Origin of the sequence: Rhodoferax sp., assembly GCF_037143375.1 — a bacterium.
Lineage (GTDB): Bacteria > Pseudomonadota > Gammaproteobacteria > Burkholderiales > Burkholderiaceae_C > Rhodoferax.
In genome coordinates, this window is record NZ_JBAWYV010000130.1 from 1 (window position 1) to 8,995 (window position 8,995).

The 8,995-nt window shown below is 59.8% G+C and carries 12 protein-coding genes and 2 pseudogenes; 7 read left to right on the forward strand and 7 right to left on the reverse strand.

Annotated features, from left to right (window positions below; all coding sequences use genetic code 11):
- From WCG50_RS15180 to WCG50_RS15200, 5 genes and pseudogenes are all read right to left on the reverse strand, one after another.
- A pseudogene (locus WCG50_RS15180) lies at nucleotides 1-245 on the reverse strand (ROK family protein); the annotation flags it as partial.
- A gap of 32 nt (nucleotides 246-277) precedes the next feature.
- Nucleotides 278-652 (reverse strand): phosphomannose isomerase type II C-terminal cupin domain, encoded by a 375-nt coding sequence (locus tag WCG50_RS15185; RefSeq protein WP_336900446.1) that lies wholly within the window; start codon nucleotides 650-652, stop codon nucleotides 278-280.
- Between the two features lie 68 nt (nucleotides 653-720).
- Complete coding sequence (gene trxC, locus WCG50_RS15190) at nucleotides 721-1,158, reverse strand: thioredoxin TrxC (RefSeq protein ID WP_336900447.1); 438 nt, start codon at nucleotides 1,156-1,158, stop codon at nucleotides 721-723.
- A gap of 63 nt (nucleotides 1,159-1,221) precedes the next feature.
- Entirely contained in the window at nucleotides 1,222-1,416 is a 195-nt protein-coding gene (locus WCG50_RS15195) for a DUF2905 domain-containing protein (RefSeq protein WP_336900448.1), read from the reverse strand.
- 24 nt (nucleotides 1,417-1,440) lie between these two features.
- Entirely contained in the window at nucleotides 1,441-2,559 is a 1,119-nt protein-coding gene (locus WCG50_RS15200; RefSeq protein ID WP_336900449.1) for an SAM-dependent methyltransferase, read from the reverse strand.
- Nucleotides 2,560-2,579: 20 nt separating this feature from the next.
- Here WCG50_RS15200 and WCG50_RS15205 point away from each other — a divergent pair, with 20 nt between their 5' ends.
- From WCG50_RS15205 to WCG50_RS15225, 5 genes are all read left to right on the forward strand, one after another.
- Entirely contained in the window at nucleotides 2,580-3,386 is an 807-nt protein-coding gene (locus tag WCG50_RS15205; RefSeq protein ID WP_336900450.1) for an SDR family oxidoreductase, read from the forward strand.
- 29 nt (nucleotides 3,387-3,415) lie between these two features.
- Nucleotides 3,416-3,787, forward strand: a complete 372-nt coding sequence (locus WCG50_RS15210) for a dihydroneopterin aldolase (protein WP_336900451.1) — start codon at nucleotides 3,416-3,418, stop codon at nucleotides 3,785-3,787.
- A gap of 26 nt (nucleotides 3,788-3,813) precedes the next feature.
- Nucleotides 3,814-4,755: a tRNA 2-thiocytidine(32) synthetase TtcA gene (gene ttcA, locus WCG50_RS15215; RefSeq protein WP_336900457.1), complete on the forward strand. Its 942-nt coding sequence runs from the start codon at nucleotides 3,814-3,816 to the stop codon at nucleotides 4,753-4,755.
- A 12-nt stretch (nucleotides 4,756-4,767) separates the two neighbouring features.
- Nucleotides 4,768-5,406 carry a histidine phosphatase family protein gene (locus WCG50_RS15220; RefSeq protein ID WP_336900452.1) on the forward strand — a complete coding sequence of 213 codons (639 nt, stop codon included), beginning with the start codon at nucleotides 4,768-4,770 and terminating at the stop codon, nucleotides 5,404-5,406.
- Nucleotides 5,407-5,484: 78 nt separating this feature from the next.
- Entirely contained in the window at nucleotides 5,485-5,667 is a 183-nt protein-coding gene (locus WCG50_RS15225) for a hypothetical protein (RefSeq protein ID WP_336900453.1), read from the forward strand.
- A gap of 2 nt (nucleotides 5,668-5,669) precedes the next feature.
- Here WCG50_RS15225 and ruvB read toward each other — a convergent pair whose 3' ends face one another.
- Nucleotides 5,670-6,731: a Holliday junction branch migration DNA helicase RuvB gene (gene ruvB / locus WCG50_RS15230; RefSeq protein WP_336900454.1), complete on the reverse strand. Its 1,062-nt coding sequence runs from the start codon at nucleotides 6,729-6,731 to the stop codon at nucleotides 5,670-5,672.
- A 150-nt stretch (nucleotides 6,732-6,881) separates the two neighbouring features.
- On the opposite strand from ruvB, the gene WCG50_RS15235 reads away from it, so the two are divergent.
- On the forward strand, nucleotides 6,882-8,060 hold the full coding sequence (locus tag WCG50_RS15235; protein ID WP_336900455.1) for a carbonic anhydrase family protein: 1,179 nt from the start codon (nucleotides 6,882-6,884) through the stop codon (nucleotides 8,058-8,060).
- A gap of 16 nt (nucleotides 8,061-8,076) precedes the next feature.
- On the opposite strand, the gene ruvA is transcribed toward WCG50_RS15235, so the two are convergent.
- Entirely contained in the window at nucleotides 8,077-8,649 is a 573-nt protein-coding gene (gene ruvA, locus WCG50_RS15240) for a Holliday junction branch migration protein RuvA (RefSeq protein ID WP_336900456.1), read from the reverse strand.
- Between the two features lie 41 nt (nucleotides 8,650-8,690).
- Here ruvA and WCG50_RS15245 point away from each other — a divergent pair.
- Nucleotides 8,691-8,995: pseudogene (locus WCG50_RS15245) on the forward strand (PhoH family protein); the annotation flags it as partial.

Genomic DNA, 8,995 nt, shown 5'->3' on the forward strand with positions numbered 1-8,995 from the left:
CCCACCGCCGACAGTTCGCTCAACGCAATACCTGCGGATTGGCAACTCTGCGTCACCAGGCGAATGATTTGCAGCCCCAGCGCATCAGTGCCGCCCTCCTTCGCTGTAGGTTCTGCCACACGCCCCCGAATGCCCTGGGCATCGGCGATGCTGACGGCTACCTTGGTGCCGCCAATGTCGACGCAGGCCACGGGGGCAGCACCAGCTGGTAATTTAAATTCAGAGGCTGAAAAATGAGTATTCATGGTGCGAATCTAGCAGTTGAGGGAGAGAGAAATCAGGCGCGACCGTAGTCGTCACTGAGACGAACAATGTCGTCTTCTTCGAGGTAACTTCCGAATTGAACTTCGACAATTTCGACTGGCACCTCACTGTGATTGGCCAGTCGGTGAACTTGCCCAATGGCAATATCCACATGCGCGCCCACCGCAAGCGTCAGCACTTGCTCGTCCAAAGTCACCGTGGCCGTGCCGACCACCACCACCCAATGCTCAGCGCGCTGGTGATGTTTTTGCAGGCTGATCTGGCGACCGGGCAGCACGCCAATGCGCTTGATCTTGTTGCCGGGTGCCACCGAAATGGTTTCATACCAACCCCAAGGACGCTCGGTGCGTTCGATCGTTTCGGTGCGGGTCTGGGGGGGCATGGTCATAGGGTCTGTGACAAAACACCGATGCTACGACCTTATCGGGCAAGCAGTTACGACGGCGTTACCAAGTCTCAGCGCTGGTGTGACTGTGCCCAGCGCACGATATCGGCCGCACCCATGGCACCGGGCTGGCGCGCCACCTCGACCCCGTTGGCAAACAGCGCCAGCGTCGGAATGCTGCGAATATTAAAGCGTGCGCCCAGGTTTTGATTCGCCTCGGTGTCGACCTTGACCAGCCGAAACCGGGGCTCCAACTGCGCGGCAGCCTGCTCGAACGCAGGCGCCATCTGGCGGCACGGGCCGCACCACGGCGCCCAAAAATCGACCAACACTGGAATCTGGCTGCGCGCGATGTGACGGTCAAAACCAGCCTCATCCAGCGTCAGCGAATGCGCCACAAACAACGGCTTGTGACAGCCACCGCAATCGGGGGCATTGGACAAATCAGCGCTGCGCACTCGGTTGGTGGTGTGGCAGTGGGGGCAAACAATGTGCAGGGAATCAGTCATGTGAAAACCTCTTATGGGTACAGATTAAGCCGCAATTTCCAAGCTACATCGTGACGATTCGCATCAAATCAACTTCGACAGCCATGTCGCCAACAAACTCAGCACCACCGTCGAAGCCAAAGGGATGAACCACTCCCGGCCAAACAGCCGAAAAGAGAAGTCGCCCGGCAACTTGCCAAACCCGAGTTTGGTCAACCAGGGCCGCAAGCCATTGATCAACAGCAAGGCCAGGAAGGTGACGAGTAGCCAGCGCAGCATGGGGTAATTGTGTTTGCCGAGGAATTACAGCGTGTGCGTGCGGTCGCCTTGGGCAAAGCCGATGGCGTCCCACGGCGCGCCCTTGGTCAGGCCAACGACCTTGAACAACTCACCCATTTCGTGCTCCATCACCAACCGTTGCGCCATCGCGCGCACCGCCAACTCAGACGCATCCATCAGCGGACCTAATCCGCAGTTGAACAAAAACCGGGCCTGCGTGCAGTAGCCCAGCACCTCCAGCCCCGCTTCTTGCGCCGCCAGCGCAATACCGGTGAAATTCACATGCGCCGTGATGTCTTTCAGGCCCACGTTAGTCAGCGGATCGGGGTCTGACTTGTGCAGAAAGTGGCACATCACCGTGCCCATGTGGCGCTGCGGGTGAAAGTACTCGTTTTCCGGAAAACCGTAATCGATGAAAAAAGCTGCGCCTTGGGTGAGCTTGTCAGCCAGTGTGCGGATGAAAGACTCTCCTTGCTGGTGGATTTCAGTCAGGTAGTCGTGCTCGCCCTCCACATCAACCGGCGGGCGCAGGTCGGTCGGGCGGTCTTGCCAGTAAAACTCAGGCTCCGCATCGGCCAGCGGTGAATCACACGTCACGCCGCGCTCAAACCATTCGCCTTTGATGCGCGACAGCAGCTTCACCGGCATCGCGTCCAGCACCTCGTTGCCCACCACCACGCCTTGCATCGTGTCGGGCAACTCGCTCACCCAGCGCACCACGGCGGCATATTTTTCGAGCTTGAGTTGCTGGCGCGCACGCAAACTGCCCGACAAATCGACGATGGTGTAGCGCTGCAAAGGCACGCCGAGCGCGGCCAGGGTGTCGAGCAATTGCAGGGCCAGCGCACCGGAGCCGGCGCCAAACTCCCACACCTCGTGGGTCTGCGTCACGTGCAGGGCCTGCGCCACTTGGGCGGCCAGAGTCTGACCGAACAACCGAGACATTTCCGGGGCGGTGACAAAGTCGCTGCCGGCTTGGGGCATGGCGCCAAATTTGGTGCTGTCATGGGCGTAGTAGCCCAGACCCGGCGTGTACAAGGCCTGCGCCATGAAGGTATCAAAACCGATCCAGCCCTTGCTGTCAGCAATGGTTTTCGCAATATGGCGCGCGAGCGTGCTCGTTAAACTGTGGGGTATTTTCATAACCAGCGAATTGTCCCTGAATGTCCACCCCCACTTCTGCCAACCCGCCTGCACGCTGTGTCCTAGTCACCGGCGCGGCCAAACGACTCGGGCGTGAAATTGCGCTCGCGCTGGCAAAAGACGGCTGGCGGGTCGCCGTTCATTACCGCGATTCGCTTGAAGATGCTACAAGAACAGTAGCAGACTGCGCAAGCATGACGGGGGGTAGCGCCGCTTTTCGTGCAAATTTAACGAACGAGACGGCGGTGCGCAATTTGCTGCCGCAAGTGATTGCCCAGTTTGGCCGGGTGGATGCCGTGGTTAACAGCGCCTCTACCTTTGAGCACGACACCGCCGCCACCTTCAGCTTCGGTGCCATGGACAAGCACCTGCGCAGCAACACTGGCGCCGCCATTATTTTGGCGCAAGCACTGCACGAACATGTGATTGGCCGTGATGGCTCGGCCAGCGCCCAGGCGCGCCGCCCCTTAGGGGTGGTGGTCAACTTGCTGGACCAGAAACTCTGGAACCAGAACCCCGATTTTTTCAGCTACACGCTCTCCAAGGCGGCGCTTGAAGCGGCCACCACCATGCTGGCGATGGCGCTTAGCCCCCAAATTCGCGTGGTGGGCGTGGCCCCTGGCCTGACCCTGACCAGCCACCTGCTGACGCCTGAAAAGTTTGAGGCGCTGCACCAACTCTCGCCGCTGGGGCGTTCGTCGACCCCCGCCGATGTCACGGCTACGGTCAAGTTCGCCATCGACAACCAGTCGCTCACCGGCACCACCATCCTGGTCGATGGCGGCCAGCACCTGATGAAATTCGAGCGCGATTTTTCCCTGCTGTGATAGCCCTGCAGCCAATGAGTCACCCTACCATGCCCCACACTTTTGGACACCAGACCCTGACGCTCACCGGTTTGCGTTTTGACGCCAACCTTGGCATTCTGGAACTTGAAAAAACCGCCCCGCAACCGATTCAGGTCGATGCCGAACTGAGCCTGGGCCCCCAGCCGCTACTGCCGCACGACGACGACATCGACCATGTGCTGGACTACCGCAAGGTGCGCCAGATCATCATCAACGAGTGCACCGCCGAACATGTGAATTTGCTGGAAACGCTGATCGGCAAGCTTGCCAACCGCCTGATGCAACTGCCCGGCGTGCTGGGCGTGCGGGTCAAAATCGCCAAACTTGAAATTTTTGAAGACTGCGAAGTCGCCATCCGGGTTGAAACCGGACAGTGGTAAATATGCCTGCATTTGAGAAAGAAAACATGAGCGCCGTCTGGACAGAATCCGAAATCACCACCGAAGCCACACAGGCCGACTCACCCGCTGCAAAAAAGCCAAAAATTGAGCGCGAAACCAACAAGCTCGAAAAACGCCTGTGCCATCAGGTCGGTAAAGCCATCATCGACTTCAACATGATCGAAGAAGGCGACCGCGTCATGGTTTGTGTTTCTGGCGGCAAAGACAGCTTTGCCATGCTTGATATATTGCTCAAGTTGCAGGCCCGGGCGCCCATCAAATTCGAGTTGATTGCCGTCAACCTCGACCAAAAGCAGCCTGGGTTTCCGGACCACATCCTGCCCGAATATTTGGCCAAACTGGGTGTGCAATTTCACATCGAAACGCAGGACACCTACAGCATCGTCAAGAAGGTGATTCCTGAAGGCAAGACCATGTGCAGCCTGTGCAGTCGCTTGCGCCGGGGCATTTTGTACCGAGTGGCCGACGAGCTAAAAATCACCAAAATCGCGCTGGGTCACCACCGCGACGACATGCTACAAACCTTCTTTCTCAACATGTTTTTTGCCGGCAAACTCAAAGGTATGCCGCCGAAACTGGTGAGCGACAACGGCGGTCACATCGTGATTCGCCCACTGGCCAACGTGGCCGAAAAAGACCTGATCCGCTGGGCCGAGCACCGCCAGTTCCCGATCATTCCGTGCAGCTTGTGTGGCAGCCAGGAAAACCTGCAGCGTAAACAAATCGGCAACATGCTGCGCGAGTGGGAAAAGCAATACCCCGGGCGCACCGAGACCATGTTCACTGCGCTACAAAACGTAGTGCCCTCGCACCTCATGGACGTCACGCGCCACAACTTCAAGGACATCACCTCCACCGGCGTGCCGGACGAAAACGGCGACAAGGTGTTTGACGAGGAAGAGTTCCCAGTGGCCATGTTGCCCGGCCTTCAGGTGGTCAGTCTTTAATCTTTTTAAACCATGCACGCTACCCGCATCATTGCTATCCGCCACGGCGAAACCGCCTGGAATGTCGACACCCGCATTCAGGGCCACCTGGATGTCGGCCTCAACGAGACCGGTCGCTGGCAAGCCAGCCGCGTGGCGCAAGCCTTGGCCTCAGAGCCGATCCAGGCCATCTACGCCAGTGATTTGGTGCGTGCCTGGGAAACCGCCGGCGCCATTGCCAAGGCCACCGGCGGTGTGCTGCACGCCCATACCGGCTTACGTGAACGTCATTTTGGCGTACTGCAAGGCAAGACCTTTGCCGAAATTGAAATCGCCGACCCAGAACAATCGCTGCGCTGGCGCAAGCGCGACCCACACTGGGCACCCACCGGCGGCGAGACGCTGCTGCAAGTGCGGGACCGCATCAACCGCACGGTGGCTGAACTGAGCCAACGCCACATCGGCGAGCAAATTGTGCTGGTAGCGCATGGCGGCATCATGGATGCGTTGTACCGCGCCGCCACCGGCCAGGAGGTGCAAGCACCCCGCAGCTGGAAGTTGGGCAATGCGGCGATCAACCGCCTGCTCTGGACGCCTGCGGGCCTGACGTTGGTCGGCTGGTCTGATACGCGCCACCTGGAAGATCAAACCCTCGACGAAACCAGCACCTGAGCGGGCTATATCGCAGTCATTGCCATGTCATGCGCCGGCTTGTGCGGGCCGATGCCACCGGGGTAGAGGGCTCCGCTCATGTCCCCCGAACCGGGCTGCGCCCGATCCTCCTCCTTGACTTCGCTGCACCCTCTACCCCAATGTCATCGTCTGTCACCCGTGTTGACCGACTCAGGACGGCGTGGCATTCAGTGCGGTGAGGTCAAGGAGGAGGCCAAAGGCCGGGGGACACGAACGGCACTGAGTGCCACGTCGGCCTGAGTTCATGCGCCAAACAGGTCACCCCCATCGCGGTTCGGCGGCGTCACCCCCAAATGCCGGTAGGCGGCCAGCGTGGCGATGCGCCCCCGCGGCGTGCGTTGCAAATACCCCTGCTGAATCAAATACGGCTCGATCACGTCTTCGATCGTTTCACGCTCTTCGCCAATGCTAGCGGCGATGTTGTCGAGCCCGACCGGGCCACCGTCAAAGCGGTGAATCACCGCCTCCAGCAACTTGCGGTCCATCAAATCAAAGCCTTGCGGATCGACATCGAGCATCGCCAGCGCACGGTTGGCAATCTCGAGCGTGATTTCACCAGCGCCCTTGACGTCGGCATAGTCGCGCACCCGGCGCAACAGGCGGTTGGCAATGCGCGGGGTGCCGCGTGAACGCCGGGCAATCTCGTAGCCGCCCTTGTCATTGGTCGGCACCTTGAGCAAGCCGGCGCTGCGCCGCACGATTAACGCGAGTTCGTCAGCGGTGTAAAACTCCAACCGCGCCACAATGCCGAAGCGGTCGCGCAGCGGGTTGGTCAGCATGCCAGCACGGGTGGTGGCGCCGACCAGCGTGAAGGGCTGCAAATCAAGCTTGATAGAGCGCGCCGCCGGGCCTTCACCAATCATGATGTCGATCTTGTAGTCCTCCAGCGCGGGGTACAAGATTTCTTCCACCACCGGGCTCAGACGGTGAATTTCGTCAATGAAGAGAACATCGTTCTTCTCCAGATTGGTCAACAAGGCCGCGAGGTCTTTGGGTTTTTCGAGCACCGGGCCGCTGGTCTGACGCAAATTAACACCTAACTCATGGGCAATGATGTGCGAAAGCGTGGTTTTGCCCAGACCGGGTGGGCCAAACAGAAGTACGTGGTCGAGTGCCTCGTCGCGCATTTTGGCGGCGCTGATAAAAATCTCGAGCTGTTCGCGCACCTTGGCCTGGCCCACGTACTCGTCCATCAGCTTGGGGCGCAGGGCGCGCTCAACCGCTTCCTCATTGGGCGAGGCCGGGGCGGCGGAGATCATGCGTTTGGGGGGCGGTGCGCCAAAATCGTCGGTTTGAATGCTCACGGGGTGGGGGCTGCAAAGTGGAGCTTGACTATAGCCTGCAGCGCCACTGAGCGGCTCAAGTGCACCGGTGATTCTGCCGATAACATGGCATAAACCCTTCTTTGACCAAGTAGGGCCAGATCATTGTGCTTACCCACGGGGCCGCCTGCCATGAATTCGAATCGCCTGAATCCCCTTCTTGCCACCAGCCTGGCCCTCTTCCTGACGGCGGGCCTGCCCCTCGCCAGTATGGCTGCTGACCATGCAGCGCCTGCAGAGGCGCCAGCTGCAGATGCCCACGCTGCACCCGCCAAAAAACCAGCCTCGAGCGCCTCAGCGGCCAAGGCCATGGGCGACCAGGTGCGCGAAGCCGTTGAAGCCGGCGGAACCGCCAACAAACGCATCACGCTGGTGGTCAACGGCAAAGAGAAAAAATTCATCACCATGCCGGCCAAGCCTCCGGCTGCGGCCGCTGAAGCCCCGGCAGCGGCACCAGCCAAAGCAGGAGAACACGCTACGGAGCACGCCCCAACTGCAGCGCCCAAGCATGCAGCAGTTGCCGTCAACCCCAAAGCCAGCCGCGCCTACATTCGAGCCAAGGCGGCCGCCATGACCGGCCACGAATCCCCTGCGGCGGTTGATGCAGCAGCGGCGCACCATGACGGCGAGGTGCACTGGGCCTACGAAGGCGCCAACGGACCGCAAGCCTGGGGCCAGCTCAAACCCGAGTTCAATGCCTGCGCCATCGGCAAGCGCCAGTCACCCATCAACATCGAAGAATCAGCCACGCTGCAAGGACCCGCCGAACCCCTGCAATTTAACTACATGCCCAGCAGCGGCAGCGTGGTAAACAACGGTCACACGATTCAGGTCGACCTGTATGGCGACAACGCCATCACCGTGCGCGGCTCGACCTACAAGCTGCTGCAGTTTCACTTCCACACGCCGTCGGAAGAGCAAATCAACTACCGTAATTTTGCAATGGTGGCGCACCTGGTGCACAAGAATCCCGAAGGCCAACTGGCCGTGGTCGCCGTGCTGCTGGACCCCGGCACCACCAATGCGCTGATCAACAAGGTGTGGACCTACATGCCGCTCGACACCAACGACCGCGTGCGCATGCCTGTGGGCATCATCGACATGAACGACTTGCTGCCCAAAGACCAACGCTACTACCAGTTCATGGGCTCGCTCACCACGCCGCCCTGTACCGAAGGCGTGCTGTGGATGGTGCTGAAACAACCCACCACCGTGAGCAAGGAACAAATCAAACTGTTCAGCCAACTGTTCCCCCGCAATGCCCGCCCGGTGCAACCCGTGAATGGCCGCGCGGTGAGGGACGCCCAGTAAGCTTGCGGCTTGCTGGTTACTTGGCCAACGCCCGTAACGCCAGCTTGATGCCGTCGCTCACACCGACATCCACCGGCAGGGCTTTCAGGGCGGCGGCGGCTTCCTTGTCGCTGTAACCCAGCGCCAGCAAAGCCTGCAAGATATCGCCCTGCGCATCGTTGACGATGCTGGCCGACACACCTATATCCGGCCCGAGTTTGCCTTTGAGTTCCAGCAACAGGCGCTGCGCGGTTTTGGGACCGATGCCCGGCACCTTGGTCAACCGCCCCGCTTCTTGCATCGTGATGGCATGCGACAACTCGCCCACGCTCATGCCTGAGAGCACCGACAAAGCAGTGCGCGGCCCCACGCCTGATATTTTGATGAGCTGGCGAAACGCTTCGCGCTCCTGCGCATTCTCGAACCCGTACAGAATTTGCGCGTCTTCGCGCACCACAAAGTGCGTCAGCAAACTGACGCGAGCGCCGAGTTCCGGCAGGTTGTAAAACGTGCTCATGGGCACATGCACTTCGTAGCCCACGCCATTGCAGTCCACCAGCACCTGGGGTGGATTTTTGTCACTCAAAGTGCCCGTTAATTTGCCGATCATTTTTTGCCTATCATGGGTGACTAATTTCTGGAATTATCAACTTGATCCTCAGACACATTTTTTCCCCGCCCAGCAACACCCGCCTGGGCCACCTGTGCGGCCCCATGGACGAGCACCTGCGCAGTATTGAAGTGGCGCTGCAAGTCAAAATTGCGCATCGGCATGAGCAGTTCAAGGTCGACGGCACCAAAGCCAACGCCAAGCGCGGCATGGAAATGCTGCAAGCCCTCTACGAGATGGCGGCCCGCCCGATTGAGCCCAGCACGATTCAACTAATGCTGGCCGGCGACCCCGACATGGTGGACGCCGACAGCCCGGGCCTCAAAACCAAGCGCAGCGACCTCAA

Excerpts from the sequence above, each read along its gene's own strand:
- ttcA (WP_336900457.1), top strand. The coding sequence starts at position 3,814 with ATGAGCGCCGTCTGGACAGAATCCGAAATCACCACCGAAGCCACACAG.
- ruvA (WP_336900456.1), bottom strand. The coding sequence starts at position 8,649 with ATGATCGGCAAATTAACGGGCACTTTGAGTGACAAAAATCCACCCCAG.
- WCG50_RS15205 (WP_336900450.1), top strand. The coding sequence starts at position 2,580 with ATGTCCACCCCCACTTCTGCCAACCCGCCTGCACGCTGTGTCCTAGTC.
- WCG50_RS15235 (WP_336900455.1), top strand. The coding sequence starts at position 6,882 with ATGAATTCGAATCGCCTGAATCCCCTTCTTGCCACCAGCCTGGCCCTC.
- trxC (WP_336900447.1), bottom strand. The coding sequence starts at position 1,158 with ATGACTGATTCCCTGCACATTGTTTGCCCCCACTGCCACACCACCAAC.
- WCG50_RS15195 (WP_336900448.1), bottom strand. The coding sequence starts at position 1,416 with ATGCTGCGCTGGCTACTCGTCACCTTCCTGGCCTTGCTGTTGATCAAT.
- WCG50_RS15200 (WP_336900449.1), bottom strand. The coding sequence starts at position 2,559 with ATGAAAATACCCCACAGTTTAACGAGCACGCTCGCGCGCCATATTGCG.
- WCG50_RS15220 (WP_336900452.1), top strand. The coding sequence starts at position 4,768 with ATGCACGCTACCCGCATCATTGCTATCCGCCACGGCGAAACCGCCTGG.
- WCG50_RS15185 (WP_336900446.1), bottom strand. The coding sequence starts at position 652 with ATGACCATGCCCCCCCAGACCCGCACCGAAACGATCGAACGCACCGAG.
- WCG50_RS15225 (WP_336900453.1), top strand. The coding sequence starts at position 5,485 with ATGTCCCCCGAACCGGGCTGCGCCCGATCCTCCTCCTTGACTTCGCTG.
- WCG50_RS15210 (WP_336900451.1), top strand. The coding sequence starts at position 3,416 with ATGCCCCACACTTTTGGACACCAGACCCTGACGCTCACCGGTTTGCGT.